Here is a 19700-nt window from a genome sequence, read left to right on the forward strand (position 1 = left end):
TCCTCCCGTAGCGGAACCGGTGCATTCCCGGCGCGGGACGGGACAAACCCGCACGGACCCGGCCACGGGGACCGGGTCCGGGCCGGCGCCGGTCAGGCGTGCTGAAGCTGGCGGGCGGAGGCGAGCCGGCGGACCTGCTCGTACAGCCCGACGTACTTCTCGGCCATCATGGCCGGGGTGAACCGGGCCGCGGCCTCCCGCCGGCACTCGGCCGGATCCAGCAGGCCGGCGGCCAGCACCAGCTCGCCCAGCTCCTCCTCGTCGGTGGTGAGCAGGCCCGTCCGGCCGTGCTCGATCAGCTCCGGCAGGCAGCCGCGGGTGGTGGCGACCACCGGCGTACCCAGGGCCAGGGACTCGACCACGGCGGTGCCGCCCGGCTCCTCCCAGCGCAGCGGGAAGAGCGACGCGCGCGCGGAGGCCAGCAGGTCGTCGCGCTCCTGGCCGGCGACCGTGCCGACCCAGCGGACCAGGTCGCCGTCGAGGTGTGGGGCGACGTGGTCGTGGAAGAACCGGACGTCGGGGTTCTGCCGTGCGTCGTCGCCCGCCGCGGCCAGCTCCTCCGGCCGGTGGTACGGCCCGACCGGCCCGGCCAGCACCAGCGGGAAGCCGACCTGTTGGGCCAGCCGGGCGCCCAGGTCCTGCCCCTTGCCCGGGTTGATCCGGCCCAGAATGATCGTGTGGTCGCCCTTGGCCACCTGCGGTCGGCGATCGGCTCCCACCGCGAGCGGGGTGGACAGGTGCACGTGCCCGACCGAGTGGTCGCGCAGCGCCTGCGGGGCGCGGGCCAGTTGCGACGCGGAGACGCCGTTGACCCGTACCCGGTCGGCGCCGTCGAGGTTGCCGTACAGCTCGGGGTGCTTGGCCAGGTCCCAGTGCAGGGTGTGCAGCACCGGCGGGCCGGACGGACCCATCGCGGCCAGGGTGGCCAGCCCGACCGCCTCCACGTGGTCGTGCACCAGGTCGATGTCGTCCCGGGCGTGCCAGGCACGGGCCACCCCGCCCAGGTGCGCCTGGGCGACGCCGCAGACCTGGTTGTACGGCCGTTGCAGGGCGTGGAACTGGCCGTCCGGGAAGACCGAGATCTTCTCGTCGACCGGCAGGGTGCTCGACTCCACCGACGCCAGCACCACCCGGATCCCGAGGCGGCGCAGCTCCGGCACCAGAGTCGCGACGACGTTCTCGATGCCGCCGTAGCCCGGCGGTGGCACGGAGAGCCAGGGGCCGGCGTTCATCAGGACCGTGAGACTCATCGTGCGGGGTTCCTTCCCTCGGCGCGGGCGCCCGCGGGCGTACGCGCTCCGCCACCGAACGGCCGGTGCGGCCGGGTGTCGCTGGGTGCTGCGGCCGGCCCGCCGGACCGGACCCTCACGCCGCCGCCAACGGGCGGCGGGGCACCCGGTGGCGCAGCTGCGCCAGCGGTGGCCGCTCCTGCACGGAGACGTCGCTCACCACGATCTCCCGCTCCAGGTTGGGCAGTGCCTCCGACCCGCCGCGGCGGAACTGGGTCAGCAGCGGCGCGGGGGAACTGCCCGGGCTGGCCCAGCCGCGACGTTGCAGCCGCGCCCACACGGTGTGCAGGATCTGCGCGGACATCCGGCCCAGCGCCGCGGTGTCCTGGTGGCGGTGCTTGCGCTCGCCGAGGTCCACCTGGGCCAGGGCGTCCAGCCCGACCAGCTCCAACAGGTCGATCAGCATGGCCGTCTCCACGCCGTAGCCGGAGACGAACGGCACCCGGGCCAGTACGTCACGACGGGCGGCGTACTCGCCGGCCAGGGGTTGCACGAATCCGGCCAGTTCCGGCCAGAAGAGGTTGAGCAACGGCCGGGCCATCAACTCGGTCACCCGGCCGCCGCCGTCGGCCTCCAAGCTGGACGGCCCCACCAGCGGCCGGTGATAGAAGCCCTTGACGAAGTCGACCGAGGGATCGGTCAGCAGGGGGCCGAGCAGGCCGGTGACGAAGTGCGGCCGGAACTCGCGCAGGTCGGCGTCGACGAACGCGACGACGTCGCCCTCGGCGGCGGCCAGCCCCGCCCAGAGCGCGTCACCCTTGCCGGTCAGCTGGGGCAGGCCGCGGGTCATCGCGTCCTGGCTGACCACCTCGGCGCCGGCGGACCGGGCCACCTGCGCGGTACGGTCGGTGGAGCGGGAGTCGACGACGATCAGCTCGTCGACCAGTGGTACCCGGTCCACCAGGTGCTCCCGGATGGTGGACACGATGGCGCCGACCGTCGCCTCCTCGTTGCGCGCCGGCAGCACCACGCTGACCCTGGTGTCGCCCTTGGCCCGGACCAGCGCCCGCGCCGGCCACTCGGCGGCCGAGGTCGTCCGGTACGTCGCCCACGCCTCCACCACCGGTGAGACGGTCGATTCTGTTTCCCGCACAGGCACACCCCCAGATTGTGGCGGAAACGCGGGGATTGATTTCCCAATCGCGACCGCGCGCTAACCGGATCATCGCTAACAGCCTGATCACGAAGATCACCCGTACCGGTTCCCGGGAAATGAACGTCTGATTGCGCGCCCGCTGCGGGTTTGGCGCGCCGCCGGCCCGGGGAGAGCTTGCCGCGGAACATGAAACCGTGGCGGAGAGGTCGGGTCTGATGCGCACATGCCGGGTGGGACTGGTGGGGGCCGGCGGGGTGGCGCAACGCCACGCCCGGGTGTTGAGCCAGTTCACCGACGTCGAACTGGTCGGGGTGACCGACGTGGCCCGGGATGCGGCCGAGGCGCTGGCCGCCGACCACGGCGGCCGATCCTTCGTCGACGTGGACGAGCTGCTCGCGGCCGGGCTCGACGCGGTGTACGTGTGCGTGCCGCCGTTCGCGCACGGCCCGGTCGAGGAGGCGGTGATCGCCGCCGGCGTCCCGATGTTCGTGGAGAAGCCGGTCGCGGTCGACCTGGACACCGCGGAGCGGATCGGCGCCCTGGTCGAGCAGCGGGGGCTGCTCACCGCCGTCGGGCACCACTGGCGTTACCTGCACGTGGTGCAGCAGGCCCGGGAGCTGCTGGCCGACCGCCCGGTGCGGATGGTCAACGGCGCCTGGCTGGACAAGGTGCCGCCGGTGGCCTGGTGGGCGGTCCGGGACCGGTCCGGCGGCCCGGTGGTCGAGCAGGCCGCGCACGTGCTGGACCTGGTCCGCGTGCTGGCCGGCGAGGTGGTCGAGGTGACCGCGTACGGCGACGGCTCCCCGCCGCCGGTGGCCGGGGCGGACATCGACTCGGTGACCGCGGCGGCGCTGCGGTTCGCCGGCGGCGGGGTGGGCACCCTGGCCGCTGCCTGCGTGCTGACCTGGAAGCACCGCGCCGGGTTGGAGATCCTCGCCGACGGGCTGGCGCTGTCGCTGGCCGAGGACGGCCTGACCGTCCGGGACGCCGACGGCGAGCGGCACCTGCCCGCCGACCCGGACGGCGCCCGGGTGGCCGTCGACCGGGCCTTCGTGGACGCCGTCCGCGGGGTCGGCGACGACGTCCGCGTCCCGTACGCCGAGGCGCTGCGTACCCAGCGGCTCGCTCTCGCCGTCGCGGACAGCGCGCGTACCGGCCGCCCGGTCGCCCTGCCCACCGGCCCGGCCGCGCTGGCACCCACCGGGGTGACCGTCGATGCGTGACCGGGTGGTGGCGGTCAGCGGCCCGGGCCGGGTCGAGCTGGTCGAGCAGGACGTCCCCGAGCTGCCCGAGGGCGGCTTCCGGGTGGAGACGCTGTTCAGCGGGGTCTCCGCCGGCACCGAGCTCAGCTTCGTCAAGGGCACCAACCCCTACCTCAACGTGACCTGGAACCCGGCCCTCGGGCTCTTCCAGCCGGGGGAGGCGAGCACCCCGTACCCGGTCACCCGGCTCGGCTACATGCAGGTGGGCCGGGTGGTGGAGAGCCGCACCCCGGCCATCGCGGTCGGCACCGTCGGCGCGATGACCTACGGCCACCGCAGCGGTTACGTCACCGACCCGCTCGCCGAACGCTTCGTGCCGCTGCCGGAGGACCTGGACCCGATGCTCGGCGTCTACGTCGCGCACATGGGGCCGATCTGCGCCAACGGCGTGCTGCACGCCGCCGCCGACCTCTGCGGCACCGACGTCCGGTCGCTGGGCGACGGGGTGCGGGGCCGGCGGGTCGCCGTCGTCGGCAGCGGCGTGGTCGCCCTGCTCACCGCCCTGTTCGCCAAGCGGCACGGCGCCGCCTCGGTGGTGGTGCTGGACCCGACGCCGCAGCGGCGGGCGGTCGCCGAGGCGCTCGGCCTGGAGACCCTCGACCCGGACGCCGACGACCCGGCGGTGGTGCTGAAGACCCGGTGGAACCACGCCGCCGGCGACCGCGGCGCCGACGTGGTGTTCCAGTGCCGCGGCCAGGCCTGGGCGCTGCACCTGGCGCTGCGCCTGCTGCGCCCCCAGGGCACGGTGATCGACCTGGCCTTCTACCAGGCCGGCGCGGACGACGTCCGGTTCGGGGAGGAGTTCCACCACAACGGGCTGTCGTTGCGCTGCGCGCAGATCGGCCGGGTGCCGCGCGGGCTCGCCCCGGTCTGGGACCGGGAGCGGCTCTCCGCCGAGACGATCGAACTGCTGCGCCAGTACGGCGACCAGATCCGCAAGCACCTGGTGACCGCGGTGGAGCCGCTCGCCGAGGCCCCGAGGGTGCTGACCGACCTGGCCGAGCGCCGCCGGTCCGAGCTCCAGGTGATCTTCACGGGCTGACCGTGGTCGGGGCGCCCGACCTGCGCGAACGGCGGTTCGCCGGGACAACTCGGCCGACCCGGGACGGCCGGACCACGAAATCCGGCTCGGTTCGCGTACCGTTGCCGCTCATGGGTGTGTCGCAACGGATGAAGACCAGGTTCCGGCGGTTCCTCCAGCGCCCGGGGACGACGGTCGACCTGGCCCCGCTGGAGAAGCTGCTGCCGCGGATCGCCGCGCGCGAGGAGGAGCTGGAGAAGCTCTCCGACGCCGAGCTGACCGAGGCCGCCGGCTCCGCCGAGGGCTACCAGGAGCTCTGCGCCATCGGCCGGGAGGCGGCCCGTCGCGGGCTCGACCAGCGCCCGTACGACGTCCAGCTGCTGGGCGCGATGGCGCTGCTGTCCGGCAAGGTCGCCGAGATGGCCACCGGTGAGGGCAAGACGCTCACCGCCGCCATCGCCGCGTACGGCCACGTGCGGATGGGCAACGGGCCGGTGCACGTGCTCACCGTCAACGACTACCTGGCCCGCCGCGACGCCCAGTGGATGGAGCCGGTCTACACCCTGCTCGGGCTCACCGTCGGCTGGGTCAACGAGACCTCCACCCCCGAGGAGCGCACGGCCGCCTACGCCTGCGACGTCACCTACATCTCGGTCAGCGAGGCCGGCTTCGACTACCTGCGCGGCCAGCTGGTCACCGACCTCGCCGACCGGGTGCAGCCGCCGCTGCGCACGGCCATCGTCGACGAGGCCGACTCGATCCTGATCGACGAGGCCCGGGTGCCGATGGTCCTGGCCGGCGCGGTCGCTGGCGAGCAGGACCCGGTGCACACCGCCGCCGCCCTGGTCCGCGGCCTGCGCAAGGGCAAGCACTACACCGCCGCCGAGGACGGCCGCAGCGTGGCCTTCACCAGCGACGGCCTGGCCGCGGTCGAGGCGAAGCTCGGCGGGATCGACCTCTACGATGCCGAGCACGTGGGCCAGCTCTCCGCGGTCAACGTGGCGCTGCACGCGCACGCCCTGCTGCACCGGGACGTGGACTACATCGTCCGGGACGACTCGGTCGAGCTGATCGACGAGATGCGGGGCCGGGTGGCCCAGCGCCGGCGCTGGCCGGACGGCCTGCAGGCCGCCGTGGAGGCCAAGGAGGGGCTGGACGCCACCGCCGAGGGCGAGGTGCTCGGCACCATCGCCGTGCAGGCGTTCATCGGGCTCTACCCGACGGTGTGCGGGATGACCGCGACCGCCGTGCTGGTCGGCGACCAGCTCCGCGAGTTCTTCGGCCTCGAGGTGGCGGTGATCCCGCCGAACACCCCGTGCGTCCGGGAGGACGAGTCGGACCGGATCTACGCCACCCGGGCCGAGAAGGAGGAGGCGCTGATCGACGAGATCCGGCGCAACCACGAGCGCGGCCGTCCGGTGCTGGTCGGCACGCTGGACGTCAAGGAGTCCGAGGGCCTGGCCGCCGGGCTGCACACGGCCGGGGTGCCCTGCGTGGTCCTCAACGCCAAGAACGACGACGAGGAGGCGGCGATCATCGCCGAGGCCGGCGCGTACGCCGCGGTCACCGTCTCCACCCAGATGGCCGGCCGCGGCGTCGACATCCGCCTCGGCGGCAGCGACCAGGCCGACCGGGAGCGGGTGGCCGAGCTCGGCGGCCTCTACGTGATCGGCAGCGGCCGGCACGACAGCCGCCGGGTCGACGACCAGCTGCGCGGCCGGGCCGGCCGGCAGGGTGACCCGGGCGGGTCGGTCTTCTTCGTCAGCCTGGAGGACGACCTGGTCGTCCGGCACGCCGGCGACACCGTCCCGCCGTCGCCCCGGATGAACGCCGACGGCCTGGTCACCGACCCGCAGGTGGACTACGCGGTCGAGCACGCCCAGCGGGTCGCCGAGGGCGTCAACCACGAGATCCACCGCAACACCTGGCGCTACAGCGTCGTCATCGAGCAGCAGCGCAAGGCGCTGGCCGAGCGCCGGGAGCGGCTGCTGACCAGCGACGTGGCCGGGGTGATGCTGCTGGAGCGGGTGCCGGAGAAGGCCGGCGAGATGGACGAGGACCTGCTCGCCGACGTGGCCCGCAAGATCGCCCTCTACCACCTGGACCGGCTCTGGGCCGAGCACCTGGCCGAGCTGTCCGAGGTGCGCGAGGGCGTGCACCTGCGGGCGCTGGGCCGGCTGGACCCGCTGGACGAGTTCCACCGGGCGGCGGTGCCCGCGTTCACCGCGCTGGTCCCCGAGATCGAGACCCGGACCATCGCCACCTTCGAGGAGACCGAGTTCGACGAGGGGTGGGAGCCGGACGCGTCGAAGCTGGTCCGGCCCAGCGCCACCTGGACGTACCTGGTGCACGACAACCCGTTCGGCTCGGAGCTGGACCGGCTGATCGCCTCCGTGGGGCGCCGGCTCAGCGCCGCCCGCTGACGTACCCCGGGGTTCCTTCCGGCGCCCGAACTGCGCCGGGAGGAACCCCCTTTGCGCGGTTTCGATCCTGGTTTGCGAGGGTAGTAGCCCGGGGCTCATGAGTCGGGAGAGGGTTCGAGACTGAGTCGGGAGAGGGTTCGAGACGATGACACAGGCAACGGCGCCAGTGGCAGGCGGCGGGCGGTACGCGGGGGCCGGGGGCCGGTGAACCTGGACACGCGGGACCCGATGAACGACACCCTGGGCGTGCTGGAGACGGCCGCCCTGCTGCGGGAGCTGACCGCGAGGCTGATCGCGGTCGACGACTTCGACCGGGCGCTGGCCGAGCTGGTCCGGATCGTCCGGGACGCCGTCCCCGGGGCGACCTGGTGCGGGTTCACCGCGCTGCGGGCCGGTGAGCCGGCCGGGGTGGCCGCCTCCGACGACCGGCTGGCCGAGCTGGACGACCTGCGCCACGGGCCGGACACGCCGGTGATGACCGCGATCCGTCGCCGCGAGATGACCAGCTCGGAGGACCTGACCGCCGAGGAGCGCTGGCCGGCCTGGACGGCGCGGGCGCGGGCACTCGGCGTCCGCGGGGTGATCTCCGCGCCGGTCGACGTGGACGAGCAGGTGATCGGCGCCATCAACCTTTACGCCGACAGCACCGCCGCGTTGGCGCCCCGCCTCCAGCTCACCGCGATGCTGCTCGCCGAGCACGCGGGGCTGCTGCTGGCCGCCGTCCGGGACCGGGCGCGGCAGGCCGCCGAGGCCGGCGAGCGGGACTCGTCGCTGCTGGGTGAGGGCGTGGTCGGGCAGGCGATCGGAGTGATCATGACGCAGCGGGGCTGCCCGGCGCCCGAGGCCCTGGCGGTGTTGCGCAGCGCCGCCTCCTCGTTGGACATCCCGCTGGGCGAGGTGGCCGAGCGGCTGGTGCGCACGGTGTCCCGGTCCCGGGAGGGCTGAGCCGAGATCGTTTCGCCCCGGTGGCGCCCGGGTAGCACCCTGGACTGGTGAACCGTGTGGACCAGGGAGGCAACCGATGGAGAGCCGACTGCGGGTGCAGGGGCACCCCATCCAACCGATGCTGGTGACGTTCCCGTACGGGCTCTTCGCCTGCGCCACGCTCTTCGACCTCGCCGACGTGGCCGGCGGGCCGGACTTCCTGGGCGAGGTGGGTTACTGGACCACGATCGCCGCGCTGGTCGCCGCCGCGCTGGCCGCGGTCGCCGGGATGATCGACCTGTGGGACGTGCGGGCCGGCCGGACCCGTCGCACCGCGGTCACCTTCAACCTGGTGAACACGGCGATGGCCGGGCTGTTCCTGATCTCCTGCCTGATCCGCGCCGACTCGCCGCAGCGGGGCGCGTCGGGCGTCCTGCTCGGCGTCGAACTGCTCGCCCTGGCGGTGGGCGGCGTCGGCGTGGCGCTGGGCGCCCGGCTGATGCGCCAGTTCGACCGGCGGGAGCCGAGCATCGGGGCGCTGCGCGACCTCACCGGCCCGACTGCCGAGATCATCCGCCGGCCGGCCTGGGCCGCCGGGGCCCGTCGCCGGGCCGCCCGCCCGCCGTCGGCCTGAGCCACCCGCTCGGCTGGCGGCGTTGAGCCGCCCGGTCGGCCGTCGGCCTGAGCCGTCCGTCCCGCGGAAAATCGCGTTGCCGGCGGCGCGGTCGGGCGGGCAGGCTGCCGGGCGTGACCGATCAGCGCACCTTCGACACGCTGCTCGCCGAGGCCGCCGCCGAGCCGGTGGACGGCTGGGATTTCTCCTGGCTGGCCGGGCGGGCCAGCGAGGAGCGGCCACCCTGGGGCTACGCCCGCCTCGTCGGCGCCCGGATGGCCTCCGCCGGCGCCGCGCTGGACATTGACACCGGCGGGGGAGAGGTGCTCGCCGGGGTGCCGGCGGCGCCGACCTTGCTGGTCGCCACCGAGGCCTGGCCGCCGAACGTCGCCGTGGCCCGCCGTACGCTGCGCCGGGTCGGCGCGACAGTCGTCCGGGCCGACGGCGGGGCGTCGCTGCCGTTCCGGAACGCGGCCTTCGACCTGGTGGTCAGCCGGCACCCGGTGGACACGGTGTGGCCCGAGGTGGCCCGGGTGCTCGCCCCCGGCGGCAGCTACCTCTCCCAGCAGATCGGCCCCGGCACCATGCGCGAGCTGAGCGAGGCGATCATGGGCCCGCTGCCGCCCCCGGCGACCCGCCACCCGGAGCAGGCGGTCGCCGCCGCCCGGGCCGCCGGCCTCACGGTGGTCGACCTGCGTACGGCGAAGCTGCGGGCGGAGTTCCACGACGTCGGCGCGGTGGTCTGGTTCCTGCGCAAGGTGATCTGGACGGTGCCCGGCTTCACCGTCGGGGCGTACCGGGAGGCGCTGCGCCGGCTGCACGACCGGATCCGGGCCGAGGGGCCGTTCGTGGCCCACGCCCAGCGGTTCCTCATCGAGGCCCGCCGCCCCTGACCTCGCCGGAGTGGGCGGTGGCGTGGTGGTCGGCGAGCACGTCGGCGCCGAAGTCGCTGGCCGGGCGGCGCAGCACGGTGTGCGCGTGGTTGCCGTCGTCGGTGGTGTTGTCGTACTCGATCAGCAGGTCGTCGCCCTGCACCCGGTAGTAGTGCCGCTGCCCGGGCCGGGTCGGGCCGGCCCAGGCGAAGTGCAGCTCGCGGCCGTCCAGCCGGCCCGCCTCCCGGGCGGCCAGCTCCGGCGGCAGCCGGTCCAGGTAGAGCGCGACCAGCTGGTCCAGCAGCGCCCGGCCGCCGGGGCCCAGCCGGTCGCGGGGCACGCCGAGCGGCTCCAGCCGGCCCGGCGCGGCCGGCCGGGTGGCGCTGATGATGTCGGTGGGGGCCTCGTCGGCGACGATCGCCGCCGCCCGGCCCACCGGACCGATCGCCTCCAGCAGCTCCCGCGCCAGGTCTTCCTCCGGCCCGAGCGGGCGGGAGACCGGGCGGCCGGCGTGCCGGACGGTGGCGGGGTTCGCGCCGAAGAAGATCGGCGCGGGGGAGACCTGGTCGGCCACCACGGTCATGCTGACGGACAGGTGGTGACCCTCGACCCGCCAGGCCCACCGGTCGTCGCGGCCCGGGTCGCCGAAGACGGCCACCCAGTAGTCGCCGCTGTGCCGTCCGCGCCGCCAGCCCTCGGCCCGGTCCAGCACCTCCTCCAGCCCGACGATCGCCAGCGCCTGGGCGTACCCGGCCGGGCTCAGCGCCGTGGCGAGCAGCCGGTGGACGGCCTTGCGGCCGGCGACGTCCAGGTCGGCCAGGCAGGCGCCCGGGCGGGGGCGCGGTCGGTACTCCAGCCAGCGGCGGGCCGCGTCGTCGTCGAAGTCGTGCCGGGCGCGCCGCCGGGCCGCCTCGTCGAGCGTCGTCAGCAGCGCGGTCGCGGCGGCGCGCATCTGCTCGGGTACGGGATCCTCCACCGCCCCTGTATACCTCGGGCGGGATCTCCCCCCGCTGGCAGGAGCTGCCTTCGCGCATCGCCTCCTACCGCACGCCCTCGAGGCGGTCGGTGGGCAAGCTACGAACCTGATGTCGTAGCCCATGCCCCACGGCCTCGCTGCGCTCGGTGCCTTCGGTCATGACCTGCCGGCCGCGCCCGGTGACCGGCACCGGCGGGCTGTCCCACCATCCGATATGGCCTACTAAACCTATAGGATTTGCCTTCTATAGTGGGTCGACCACGTCAATCCGCCCGCGAGGACTCCGCGATGACCCACCAGCCCGATCTGCTCACCGTCGCCACCGGGTACGCCGACCCCGCCGCCTGGCCGGTGCCGCTGCGCTTCGACCCGGCCCAGCGGTGGTACGCCCGCCTGGCCGCCGGCCCCGGCCACGAGGTGTGGGCGCTGAGCTGGCTGCCCGGCCAGGGCACCGACCTGCACGACCACGGCGGATCGGCCGGCGCCTTCCTGGTGGTGGCCGGGAAGCTCACCGAGGAGACGGTCAGCGGCCACCGGCTGCGCCCGCACCGGCTCGCCGCCGGCGCCACGCGCCGGTTCGGCGCCCGGCACGTGCACCGGGTCACCAACCGGGGCGACCGGCCCGCCGTCAGCGTGCACGTCTACACCCCGGCCCTGGCCCGGATGACCCGCTACCGGCTCGTCGCCGGCCGGCTGCTGGCCGCCGAGGTGGCCGAGGCGGGCGTGGCGTGGTGACCCGCCCCGGCGGCCCCGCCCGCCCCGAACCCGGAAGGACGCTCCGATGAGCGTGACCCCGACCGCGACGCCGACCGGCGCCGACGGCTGTCCCGTGCCGCCGCCCGGGTCGCGGGGGATCGACGAGATCCTCGCCGACGCCCGGGCCCGGCTGCGCCGGCTCGACCCCGAGCAGGCCCATCTGGCGTACCGGCGCGGTGCGCTGCTGGTCGACATCCGGCCGGTCGGCCAGCGGGCCGCGCACGGCACCGTGCCCGGCGCGCTGGCGATCGAGCGCAACGTCCTGGAGTGGCGGCTCGACCCGCGCTGCCCGGCCCGGCTGCCGATCGCCGTCGACTACGACCTGCCGGTGCTGGTCCTCTGCCAGGAGGGCTACACCTCGTCCCTGGCGGCGGCCGCCCTCCAGGAGATCGGGCTGCGGCGGGCCACCGACGTGGTCGGCGGCTTCGCCGCCTGGCGGATCGCCGGCCTGCCCGCCCTCGGCCCCACCCCGCCGTACCATCCCTCGCCCGTCGCGCCGCCGGTGACCGCCGGCCGGGCGGCGCACTGACCGCCGCGTCATCCGCGTGGCGGCGCCACCGTCAGGAGGCCCGCATGACCGTCGTCGCCCTCTCGCCCCGCCCGCACCCGCCGGGCCGCCCCGACCCGGCGGCGGGCCCGCGTCCCGCGCCCACCCTCACCATCACCCTCGACCTCGGCGGCGCCCTGACCCCGGGGCTGGCCCGCCTGGTCGACCTGCTCGACGAGCTGGCCGCCACCGGCGAGGGCGTGCTGCGCCACGAGCTGACACCGCCCCGGCCGGGTGCGGGCCGCCGGTGGGGCGACGGCCGCCCGCCGGGGCCGCGCGTTGTGCCGGACCCGGTGGAGCGGACGGAGCCGGCGGACGCCGCGACGGTACGGATCCTCGCCGGCACCCGGGTGGTCCGCCTCGACGACCGGGAGATCCGGCTGACCCGGATCGAGTTCGACCTGCTGCGCTTCCTCGCCGAGCATCCGCGCCGCGTCTTCACCCGACTCCAGTTGCTCAGCAACGTCTGGGGGTACGAGCACGCGGTGGCGCGCACCGTCGACGTGCACGTCCGCCGGCTGCGGGCCAAGCTCGGCGTGGACCACCCCCTCGTCACCACCGTGTACGGGGTGGGCTACCGGCTCGCCGACGACGCCCGGGTGATGGTCGACCCGGACCGCTGAACCGGCTGGTGGGCACGTCTGGGGTACCCCCGTATCGAACCATCCGGGCGGTTCTGCTGTAATCATCAGGCTCGTACGGAGAGCGAGCGGACGGCTCCGATGTGTTCGTCAATTGTCACATTCATGCAACGCGGCCGCCCCTTGACCCTCGCCGGGGGCCCCGGGAAGCATCGAGGCAGCGGCGTCCCGGGCCGTGGGGAGACACCCGGACCAGCCAAGGAGGACCATGTCGGTCAGCCCCGCCTCGTCGCGCGCCGGATGGCATCCGTCCCAGCCCGCGGTCCCCGGCCGTCCTCCCGGTGGCCAGCGCCGACCGGCCAGCACCCCGACGCCGGTGCTCACCGTCACCCTGTCCATCCCACTGGCCGCCGAGGAGTCGCTCACCCCGCCCGCCCGGCGGCTGCTGGAGGCCGCCCGGGAGCTGCTGGAACGGGGCGAGGGCACGATCACCGCGAGCGTGCCGGCCGAGCGCCGCCCGGAGGGCTCCCCGCCGGGGCGTACCCCGGCCCGCCCGCGCGCGGCCACCGTGCCGGCGCTGCACATCCTCGCCTCCTCCCGGTCCGTGCTGCGCGACGGCGAGCCGTTGCCGCTGACCCGGCTGGAGTTCGACCTGCTGTTGCACCTGGTCGCCCATCCCCGCCGGGTGTTCACCCGGCTCCAGCTGCTCAACGCCGTGTGGGGCTACGAGCACGCCGGGGTGCGCACCGTCGACGTGCACGTCCGCCGGCTGCGCGGCAAGGTCGGGGTGGACGTCCCCCTGGTCACCACCGTGTACGGGGTGGGCTACCGGCTCGCCGACGACGCCCGGGTGACCATCGACCGCAGCGGCTGACCGGGCGGGGGCAGGATGGTCCGATGCGCATCCGTCCCATCTCGCCGGACCGCCTCGTCGCCGAGCTGACCGAGCTGCTGAGCCGGGCCACCCCGCCCGGCCGGCTCCGGGTGGCCGTCGACGGCGCGCCCGCCGCCGGGCCGGACGACCTCGCCGCCGCGCTGGTCGAGCCGCTGCGGGCCGCGGGCCGCCCGGTGCTGCACGTCCGGGCCGCGGACTTCCTGCGCCCCGCCTCGACCCGGCTCGAGCACGGCCGCACCAACCCGGACGCCTACTACGCGGGCTGGACCGACGAGACCGGGCTGCGCCGGGAGGTGCTCGACCCGGCCGGGCCGGACGGCTCGGGCCGGCTGCTCCCGTCGCTGTGGGACCCGGTCGCCGACCGGTCCAGCCGGGCCGGCTACGTCGACCTGCCGCCCGGGGGAGTGGTGCTGGTCAGCGGCGCGCTGCTGCTCGGCGGCGGGCTGCCCTTCGACGTCACGGTCCACCTGGTGCTCTCCCCGGCCGCGCTGGCCCGGCGCACCGACCCGGAGCAGCGCTGGACGCTGCCCGCCTTCACCCGGTACGCCGACGAGGTGGACCCGGCCTCGTTCGCCGACGTGGTGGTCCGCGCCGACGATCCCCGGCATCCCGCCCTGGTGGAAGGCTGATCGACCCGGCCGGGGTGGCCCTCCTCGGCCCCGCCCGGCGCGGAAACCGGACGCGCCGGGCCGGACCGGCCGGAAAATCGCCGGTTTGAGTTCACCACGACCCGGGTAATCGCCCGGCTCACAGAGCGCGGGTGATCACCAACCGCGCGCACCGGACGGACGGGACCGGGGCTCGGCGCCCCGGTTGTACCGGGTACGACGAGAGGCAGGCAGCGATGCTCGTGCAGGAGACGCAGACCACCGCCCGTTCGCAGGCGGAGAACGACCAGATCCGGCTCGCGCTGCGGTCGCGCTACGACGAGCTGTCCGCCGAGTACGAGCAGGCCGTGCTGCAGAGTCAGGTGCTGCGGCTGGTCGAGGTCGCCGACACCGCCGGCGACGACCAGGCCGACAGCGGCACGAAGACCGCCGAGCGGGACACCGCGCAGTCCCTGCTGCGCACCATCCTCGACCGGCGGGCCCAGTTCGAGCACGCGCTGGCCCGGCTCGACGAGGGCACCTACGGCTTCTGCGAGGGCTGCGCCGCGCCGATCCCGGTCGAGCGGCTGGAGATCTTCCCGTCGGCGACCTCCTGCGTGGGGTGCAAGCAGACCCGGGAGCGCCGGGCCGCCTGAGCCGGGTTGCCGGTCGGGCGTCGGCGCGGTGGACTCCACAGATGGGTGAGATCAAGGTGGGCACCGCCTCGTGGACCGACCGGACCCTGCTCGACTCCGGCTGGTACCCGCAGACGGCGGACAACCCGGAGAAGCGGCTGGCGTACTACGCCCGGCAGTTCCCGCTGGTCGAGGTGGACGCCACCTACTACTCGCCGCCCGCCGAGCGGACGGCGCAGCTGTGGGTGGACCGCACCCCGGCCGGCTTCACCTTCAACGTCAAGGCGTTCAGCCTGCTCACCGGGCACCCGACCCGGGTGAGCTCGCTCTACAAGGACCTCCGCCCGGACACCGACAAGAAGATCGTCTACCCGGACGACCTGTCGCGCCAGGCGTACGAGGAGGTCTGGACGCGCTTCCTGTCCGCGCTCGACCCGCTGGTCGGGGCGGGTCGGCTCGGCGCCCTGCTGTTCCAGTTCCCGCCCTGGTGGGGCATCCGCCGCGACCACAAGGACTACCTGGTCGAGGTGGCGAAGCGGTGCGCCCCGCTGCGCCCGGTCTTCGAGTTCCGGCACGCCTCCTGGTTCGACGGGGCGAACCAGGAGGAGACGCTGGCCTTCCTACGCCGGCACGAGCTGCCGTTCGTCTGCGTGGACATGCCGCAGGGGCACCGCTCGTCGGTGCCGCCGGTGCTCGCGGCCACCGCCGACCTGGCGGTGGTCCGCTTCCACGGGCACAGCGACAAGTGGACCAGCAAGGACATCCACGAGAAGTTCGGCTACCGCTACTCCGACCGGGAGTTGCGGGACTGGGCGCCGAAGCTGCGCGAGCTGGCCGGGGAGACCGAACGGACGCACGTGCTCATGAACAACTGCTATCGGGACTATGCGCAGACCAACGCCGCGACCCTCGCCGGCCTGCTCGACGCCGGCTGAACCCGCCACCGGTTCACCCGTCCGGGGTGAGGCCGCCTCACCCGGGGCCCGCGCAGGATGGAACGGTGCGTGCGGCCGGTCCGGCCGCGGAGAGGGTACGGAGGTGGCTGTGATGGCGGTTCGGGTGGTGGCGGACCCACGGCGGGGCGCCGTGCTGCACGTCGTCGGCTCCGGCGGCGACTCGCGCCGGCCGGCCCGACCCAACCGGGTGCATCCGACCCGGCTGTGGCGAGGCCCTTCGGGTCCGCCGCGGCGCGCCGACGACCGACGGTGGGAAACCGACAGACGGGGGTGGGCAGATGGCTGAGCAGCTGATTTCGGCGTTCGAGTCCTCGCTGGACAAGACCAACCTGATCCTGAAGGACATCGAGGACGCCTACGGTTGGCCGAAGGAGCAGCGCAACCAGTCGTACGCGGCGTTGCGCACCGTCCTGCACCTGCTGCGGGACCGGATGCCGGTGCCGGAGAGCGTCGAGTTCGCCCAGCAGTTGCCGGTGCTCGTCCGGGGCATCTACTTCGACGGCTGGCAGCCGGAGAACGTGCCGATCAAGCTGAACCGGGACGACTTCCTCTACGAGGTCCGCCAGGGCTTCCCGTACGACGTGGAGGGCGGCCCGCAGCGGGTGGTGCAGGTGGTGCTGGAGACCATGCGCCGGCACGTCACCCAGGGCGAGTGGGACGACGTGACCGACAACATGCCCGCCGACCTGGGCCGGATGATGGCCTGAGGCGGGTCAGCCGGAAACCGGTCCGCTCCCGTTCAACGGGGGCGGGCCGTCGGCGTCCCGGGGGGTCCGGGTGACCCGGTGCCCGGCCCGCCGGGCCAGCCCGGCGAAGGCCACCGCGTCGACGATCGCCGCGCCGCCCGGGTCGTTGTTGAAGTAGGCGTACGCGGGCTCGGCCGGGTCGAACGCGGCCGCGAGCCGGCGGACCCAGCCGGCCAGCGCGGCCCGGCCGTAGCGGGGCCAGGGCCGGGCCCGGCCCTCGTGCAGCCGCAGGTAGCCGAAGTCGGTGGTGCGCCACAGCGGGGTGATCGGGCGGCTGCCGCGGTCCGCCCACACCAGCGCCGCCCGGTGCCGCTCCAGCACCCGCCGGGTGGCGTCGCACCACCAGCTCGGATGCCGGGGCTCCACCGCCACCCGCACCTCGGCGGGGAAGAGCCGCAGCGTCGCGGCCAGGGCGTCCGGGTCGGAGCGCAGGTTCGGCGGGAGCTGCACCAGCACCGGTCCGAGCCGGTCGCCCAGCGCGGTGGCCCGGTCGAGGAACCGCGCCACCGGCTCGGCCGGCTCGCGCAGCCGCTTGATGTGGGTGAGATAGCGGCTCATCTTCACCGCCAGGCAGAAGTCGTCCGGGGTCCGCGCCCGCCAGGCGGCGAAGGTGTCCCGCTCGGGCAGCCGGTAGAAGGCGTTGTTCACCTCCACCGTGGCGAACCGGGCGGCGTAGTGCTCCAGCCAGAGCCGTTGCGGCAGCTTCGCCGGATAGAACCGGTCCCGCCAGTCCCGGTACTGCCAGCCGGAGGTGCCCAGCACGATCATCGCGGCCCTCAGCTCAGGTCGAGGTGGAACACCTCGAACGCGGCGCCGTACCGGACGCCCAGTCGGGTGCCGGCCGGGCGGGCCAGCCCCTCCAGGAACTCCGCCGGGTCGAATCCGCCGTCGCCCAGCCCGCTCAGGTACGCCCCGTGCGCGCGCAGCGAGGCCAGCCCCCGGTCGAAGGTGGCCGTGACGTCCACGGCGTGCCGGGCCAGCGGTGAGCCGGCCGCCCAGACCTGGCGTACCCCGTTCCACGCCTGGACCCCGCCGGTGAGCTGCTCGGGGAAGACCCAACGGTTGCCGGCGTCGCGGACCGCGTCGAGGGTGGCCCGCCCGGTGGCGATGTGGTCGGCCTGGTTCAGCGCGTACACCCCGTCCCAGGTGTCCCGGAAGTTGTTGGTGATGACCACCTCGGGGCGGTGCCGGCGGACCGCCTCGGCGATGGCGCGGCGCAGCGGCACGCCGTACTCCAGGACGCCGTCGGGCAGCCCGAGGAACTCCACCTCGGTCACGCCGACCAGGCCGGCGGCGACCCGCTGCTCCTCCTCCCGCAGCGGCCGGGTCCGCTCCGGCGACATCCCGTCGATGCCCGCCTCGCCGCTGGTGACCAGGCAGTAGACGAGCTGCTTGCCCTGCCCGGTCCAGCGAGCCACGGCCGCCGCCGCGCCGAACTCCAGGTCGTCGGGGTGGGCCACCACGGCCAGCCCTCGCTGCCACTGTTCGGTGAGCGGCTCCAGCCGCTCGCCCTGCGGTCGCGCCATCTCCGACCTCCCTGTCGCCAGCCGCGTCCATCCTGTCACCGGCGCCGCCGGCGTGCCGGGCGGGAACCGTTGGTGAACCGTCCGTACGGCCTGGCCGGGCCGTCTACGGTGTGGTTAGAGAAGATCGCGCGTGGGGTACCACCCGCTGCACCAGGAACCCCGACAGACGGCGGGGCGGCACACCCGAGGGAGCACCGATGGCACTGAACGACGACGACATCCAGACCACCAGCGGCGGCGGCCCCGAGGGTCCGGCGGACGGTGGTGCGACCGCGGGTCGGCAGGACGGCGGCGCCGACGGTGGTGCCGAGGGTCCGGCCGACGGCGGCGCGACCCCGGGTCAGCAGGACGGCGGCGCCGACGGTGGTGCCGAGGGCCCGGCCGACGGCGGCGCGACCCCGGGTCGGCAGGACGGCGGCGCCGACGGTGGTGCCGAGGGCCCGGCCGACGGCGGCGCGACCCCCGGCCAGCGCGACGGTGGCGCCGACGGCAGCGCCGGCTGACCGACCCGTCATGACGATCGTCGACCCGCCGGGCGGCCACGGCCGCCCGGCGGTTCCGTCCTCCGCCGGCGCGGCGCTCGCCCGGTGCGTCAGCGTCGAGCCGGCCAAGTTCGCGGCCGCGTACTGGGGCCGGGAGCCACTGCTCTCCCGCGCCGGGGAGCTGCCCGACCCGGCCGGCTTCACCGACCTGCTCAGCCCCGCCGACGCCGACGAGCTGCTCAGCCGCCGCGGCCTGCGTACCCCGTTCCTGCGGGTGGCCAAGGACGGCCAGCTGGTGCCGGCGGCGCGCTGGACCGGCGGCGGTGGCGCCGGTGCCGAGATCGGCGACCAGGTCCTCGACGAGAAGATCCTCCAGCTCTACGCCGACGGCGCCACCCTGGTCCTGCAGGGCCTGCACCGCACCTGGCCGGCGCTTGTCGACTTCGCCCGCGACCTGGGCACCGCGCTGACCCAGCCGTTGCAGGTCAACGCCTACCTGACCCCGGCCGGCAGCCAGGGCTTCGCCACCCACTACGACACCCACGACGTCTTCGTGCTCCAGGTCGACGGCCGCAAGCACTGGCGGATCCACCGGCCGGTGCTGCCCGACCCGCTGGAGCGGCAGCCGTGGGGCGGCCGGGCCGACGAGGTCTCCGCCACCGCCTCCGGGCCCGCCGCGCTGGACGTGGTCCTCGAACCGGGCGACGCGCTCTATCTGCCCCGGGGCTGGCTGCACAGCGCGCAGGCGCAGGAGTCCAGCTCGCTGCACCTGACCGTGGGCGTGCGCGCGTTGACCCGGTACGCCCTGGTGGAGGAGCTGCTCGCGCTCGCCGCCGAGGATCCCCGGCTGCGGGCCGGGTTGCCGTTCGGCACCGACGTCGCCGACCCTGACGCGATCGAGCCGGAGCTGACGGAGACGGTGGAGGCGTTGCGCGACTGGCTGCTGCGCGCCGATCCGGCGGCGGTGGCCGCCGGGCTGCGCCAGCGGGCCTGGCCGGCCGCCCGCCCGGCGCCGATCCGGCCGCTGGCCCAGGCCGCCGCGCTGGCCACCGTGGAGGCCGGCACCCGGATCGCCCCGCGCGGCGGGCTGCGGTGGCAGCTCATCGCCACCGGCGACGGGAAGGTCGCGCTGCGGCTGTCCGACCGCACCCTGACCCTGCCCAGCCAGTGCGAGCCGGCGCTGCGCCGCCTGCTCGCCGGTGAGCCCGTCCGGGTCGGCGACCTGCCCGGCCTGGACGACGACGCCGACCGGGTCACGCTGGCCCGCCGCCTGCTCAAGGAGGCCGTCGCCGTACCCGCCTGACCGGCCGGGCTCGCGGCGCTGGGTTGGCCGCCGCGTGGGCCCGGCCGCCGCGTGGGCCCGGCCGGCCGCGCCGCCGCCGGGCCACCTACGCGGCGTCCGCCGACGCGAGCGTGATACCTCTCAGGTATATCCATACCTCTCGGGTATCACGCTCGTTCCGGTCTCCACCCGGCACGGTCGTCGCCCTGGCCGCCGCCGAGCTCGACTCCT

The 19700-nt window shown here is 75.0% G+C and carries 21 protein-coding genes; 16 read left to right on the plus strand and 5 right to left on the minus strand.

Going from position 1 to position 19700, the window contains the following annotated elements:
- Window positions 1-92: 92 nt before the first annotated feature.
- Together AB0H57_RS22585 and AB0H57_RS22590 are read right to left on the minus strand one after the other, a co-directional pair.
- Window positions 93-1250: a glycosyltransferase gene (locus tag AB0H57_RS22585; protein WP_357509444.1), complete on the minus strand. Its 1158-nt coding sequence runs from the start codon at window positions 1248-1250 to the stop codon at window positions 93-95.
- Between the two features lie 115 nt (window positions 1251-1365).
- The gene (locus tag AB0H57_RS22590) at window positions 1366-2349 is read right to left on the minus strand and encodes a glucosyl-3-phosphoglycerate synthase (protein WP_357509520.1); all 984 of its coding nucleotides are present in this window, start codon (window positions 2347-2349) and stop codon (window positions 1366-1368) included.
- Between the two features lie 251 nt (window positions 2350-2600).
- On the opposite strand from AB0H57_RS22590, the gene AB0H57_RS22595 reads away from it, so the two are divergent.
- From AB0H57_RS22595 to AB0H57_RS22620, 6 genes are all read left to right on the plus strand, one after another.
- Entirely contained in the window at window positions 2601-3608 is a 1008-nt protein-coding gene (locus AB0H57_RS22595; protein WP_357509446.1) for a Gfo/Idh/MocA family oxidoreductase, read from the plus strand.
- A complete protein-coding gene (locus AB0H57_RS22600; protein ID WP_357509448.1) occupies window positions 3601-4689 on the plus strand; it encodes a zinc-binding dehydrogenase in 1089 nt (362 codons plus the stop codon). The genes AB0H57_RS22595 and AB0H57_RS22600 overlap by 8 nt, the downstream gene beginning before the upstream one ends.
- A 110-nt stretch (window positions 4690-4799) precedes the next feature.
- A complete protein-coding gene (gene secA2, locus AB0H57_RS22605; protein WP_357509450.1) occupies window positions 4800-7091 on the plus strand; it encodes an accessory Sec system translocase SecA2 in 2292 nt (763 codons plus the stop codon).
- 204 nt (window positions 7092-7295) lie between these two features.
- Window positions 7296-8036 carry a GAF and ANTAR domain-containing protein gene (locus AB0H57_RS22610; protein WP_357509452.1) on the plus strand — a complete coding sequence of 247 codons (741 nt, stop codon included), beginning with the start codon at window positions 7296-7298 and terminating at the stop codon, window positions 8034-8036.
- 76 nt (window positions 8037-8112) lie between these two features.
- Entirely contained in the window at window positions 8113-8649 is a 537-nt protein-coding gene (locus AB0H57_RS22615; protein ID WP_357509454.1) for a DUF2231 domain-containing protein, read from the plus strand.
- A gap of 113 nt (window positions 8650-8762) precedes the next feature.
- Window positions 8763-9521 (plus strand): class I SAM-dependent methyltransferase, encoded by a 759-nt coding sequence (locus tag AB0H57_RS22620; protein WP_357509456.1) that lies wholly within the window; start codon window positions 8763-8765, stop codon window positions 9519-9521.
- Here the strand turns inward: AB0H57_RS22620 and AB0H57_RS22625 are convergent.
- Entirely contained in the window at window positions 9499-10476 is a 978-nt protein-coding gene (locus AB0H57_RS22625) for a DUF3500 domain-containing protein (RefSeq protein ID WP_357509458.1), read from the minus strand. The two genes, AB0H57_RS22620 and AB0H57_RS22625, sit on opposite strands and share 23 nt — an antisense overlap.
- Window positions 10477-10764: 288 nt before the next feature.
- On the opposite strand from AB0H57_RS22625, the gene AB0H57_RS22630 reads away from it, so the two are divergent.
- From AB0H57_RS22630 to AB0H57_RS22665, 8 genes are all read left to right on the plus strand, one after another.
- Window positions 10765-11211 (plus strand): cysteine dioxygenase family protein, encoded by a 447-nt coding sequence (locus tag AB0H57_RS22630; protein WP_357509460.1) that lies wholly within the window; start codon window positions 10765-10767, stop codon window positions 11209-11211.
- Between the two features lie 46 nt (window positions 11212-11257).
- A complete protein-coding gene (locus AB0H57_RS22635) occupies window positions 11258-11761 on the plus strand; it encodes a rhodanese-like domain-containing protein (RefSeq protein ID WP_357509462.1) in 504 nt (167 codons plus the stop codon).
- A gap of 44 nt (window positions 11762-11805) precedes the next feature.
- Complete coding sequence (locus tag AB0H57_RS22640; protein ID WP_357509464.1) at window positions 11806-12402, plus strand: winged helix-turn-helix domain-containing protein; 597 nt, start codon at window positions 11806-11808, stop codon at window positions 12400-12402.
- 226 nt (window positions 12403-12628) lie between these two features.
- Complete coding sequence (locus tag AB0H57_RS22645; protein ID WP_357509466.1) at window positions 12629-13234, plus strand: winged helix-turn-helix domain-containing protein; 606 nt, start codon at window positions 12629-12631, stop codon at window positions 13232-13234.
- Window positions 13235-13257: 23 nt separating this feature from the next.
- The gene (locus tag AB0H57_RS22650) at window positions 13258-13884 is read left to right on the plus strand and encodes a uridine kinase (RefSeq protein ID WP_357509468.1); all 627 of its coding nucleotides are present in this window, start codon (window positions 13258-13260) and stop codon (window positions 13882-13884) included.
- 215 nt (window positions 13885-14099) lie between these two features.
- The gene (locus AB0H57_RS22655; protein WP_357509470.1) at window positions 14100-14498 is read left to right on the plus strand and encodes a TraR/DksA C4-type zinc finger protein; all 399 of its coding nucleotides are present in this window, start codon (window positions 14100-14102) and stop codon (window positions 14496-14498) included.
- Between the two features lie 41 nt (window positions 14499-14539).
- Window positions 14540-15412, plus strand: a complete 873-nt coding sequence (locus AB0H57_RS22660; protein WP_357509472.1) for a DUF72 domain-containing protein — start codon at window positions 14540-14542, stop codon at window positions 15410-15412.
- Window positions 15413-15711: 299 nt separating this feature from the next.
- Window positions 15712-16140, plus strand: a complete 429-nt coding sequence (locus tag AB0H57_RS22665) for a DUF2267 domain-containing protein (RefSeq protein WP_357509474.1) — start codon at window positions 15712-15714, stop codon at window positions 16138-16140.
- 6 nt (window positions 16141-16146) lie between these two features.
- Here the strand turns inward: AB0H57_RS22665 and AB0H57_RS22670 are convergent, their stop codons facing one another.
- Window positions 16147-16947, minus strand: coding sequence for a DUF72 domain-containing protein (locus tag AB0H57_RS22670; RefSeq protein ID WP_357509476.1), 801 nt, complete (start codon window positions 16945-16947; stop codon window positions 16147-16149).
- Window positions 16948-16955: 8 nt separating this feature from the next.
- Window positions 16956-17705, minus strand: coding sequence for a PIG-L deacetylase family protein (locus tag AB0H57_RS22675; protein WP_357509478.1), 750 nt, complete (start codon window positions 17703-17705; stop codon window positions 16956-16958).
- Between the two features lie 197 nt (window positions 17706-17902).
- On the opposite strand from AB0H57_RS22675, the gene AB0H57_RS22680 reads away from it, so the two are divergent.
- The gene (locus AB0H57_RS22680; RefSeq protein ID WP_357509480.1) at window positions 17903-18208 is read left to right on the plus strand and encodes a hypothetical protein; all 306 of its coding nucleotides are present in this window, start codon (window positions 17903-17905) and stop codon (window positions 18206-18208) included.
- A gap of 10 nt (window positions 18209-18218) precedes the next feature.
- Window positions 18219-19490 carry a cupin domain-containing protein gene (locus AB0H57_RS22685; RefSeq protein ID WP_357509482.1) on the plus strand — a complete coding sequence of 424 codons (1272 nt, stop codon included), beginning with the start codon at window positions 18219-18221 and terminating at the stop codon, window positions 19488-19490.
- The last annotated feature ends 210 nt before the right edge of the window (window positions 19491-19700 follow it).

The sequence above is a fragment of the Micromonospora sp. NPDC050686 genome (genome assembly GCF_040654475.1).
In the GTDB taxonomy this organism is placed as follows: domain Bacteria; phylum Actinomycetota; class Actinomycetes; order Mycobacteriales; family Micromonosporaceae; genus Micromonospora.

Excerpts from the sequence above, each read along its gene's own strand:
- AB0H57_RS22595 (WP_357509446.1), top strand. The coding sequence starts at position 2,601 with ATGCGCACATGCCGGGTGGGACTGGTGGGGGCCGGCGGGGTGGCGCAA.
- AB0H57_RS22600 (WP_357509448.1), top strand. The coding sequence starts at position 3,601 with ATGCGTGACCGGGTGGTGGCGGTCAGCGGCCCGGGCCGGGTCGAGCTG.
- AB0H57_RS22655 (WP_357509470.1), top strand. The coding sequence starts at position 14,100 with ATGCTCGTGCAGGAGACGCAGACCACCGCCCGTTCGCAGGCGGAGAAC.
- AB0H57_RS22680 (WP_357509480.1), top strand. The coding sequence starts at position 17,903 with ATGGCACTGAACGACGACGACATCCAGACCACCAGCGGCGGCGGCCCC.
- AB0H57_RS22650 (WP_357509468.1), top strand. The coding sequence starts at position 13,258 with ATGCGCATCCGTCCCATCTCGCCGGACCGCCTCGTCGCCGAGCTGACC.
- AB0H57_RS22630 (WP_357509460.1), top strand. The coding sequence starts at position 10,765 with ATGACCCACCAGCCCGATCTGCTCACCGTCGCCACCGGGTACGCCGAC.
- AB0H57_RS22640 (WP_357509464.1), top strand. The coding sequence starts at position 11,806 with ATGACCGTCGTCGCCCTCTCGCCCCGCCCGCACCCGCCGGGCCGCCCC.
- AB0H57_RS22675 (WP_357509478.1), bottom strand. The coding sequence starts at position 17,705 with ATGGCGCGACCGCAGGGCGAGCGGCTGGAGCCGCTCACCGAACAGTGG.
- AB0H57_RS22645 (WP_357509466.1), top strand. The coding sequence starts at position 12,629 with ATGTCGGTCAGCCCCGCCTCGTCGCGCGCCGGATGGCATCCGTCCCAG.
- AB0H57_RS22615 (WP_357509454.1), top strand. The coding sequence starts at position 8,113 with ATGGAGAGCCGACTGCGGGTGCAGGGGCACCCCATCCAACCGATGCTG.
- secA2 (WP_357509450.1), top strand. The coding sequence starts at position 4,800 with ATGGGTGTGTCGCAACGGATGAAGACCAGGTTCCGGCGGTTCCTCCAG.
- AB0H57_RS22665 (WP_357509474.1), top strand. The coding sequence starts at position 15,712 with ATGGCTGAGCAGCTGATTTCGGCGTTCGAGTCCTCGCTGGACAAGACC.
- AB0H57_RS22585 (WP_357509444.1), bottom strand. The coding sequence starts at position 1,250 with ATGAGTCTCACGGTCCTGATGAACGCCGGCCCCTGGCTCTCCGTGCCA.
- AB0H57_RS22670 (WP_357509476.1), bottom strand. The coding sequence starts at position 16,947 with ATGATCGTGCTGGGCACCTCCGGCTGGCAGTACCGGGACTGGCGGGAC.
- AB0H57_RS22635 (WP_357509462.1), top strand. The coding sequence starts at position 11,258 with ATGAGCGTGACCCCGACCGCGACGCCGACCGGCGCCGACGGCTGTCCC.
- AB0H57_RS22660 (WP_357509472.1), top strand. The coding sequence starts at position 14,540 with ATGGGTGAGATCAAGGTGGGCACCGCCTCGTGGACCGACCGGACCCTG.
- AB0H57_RS22685 (WP_357509482.1), top strand. The coding sequence starts at position 18,219 with ATGACGATCGTCGACCCGCCGGGCGGCCACGGCCGCCCGGCGGTTCCG.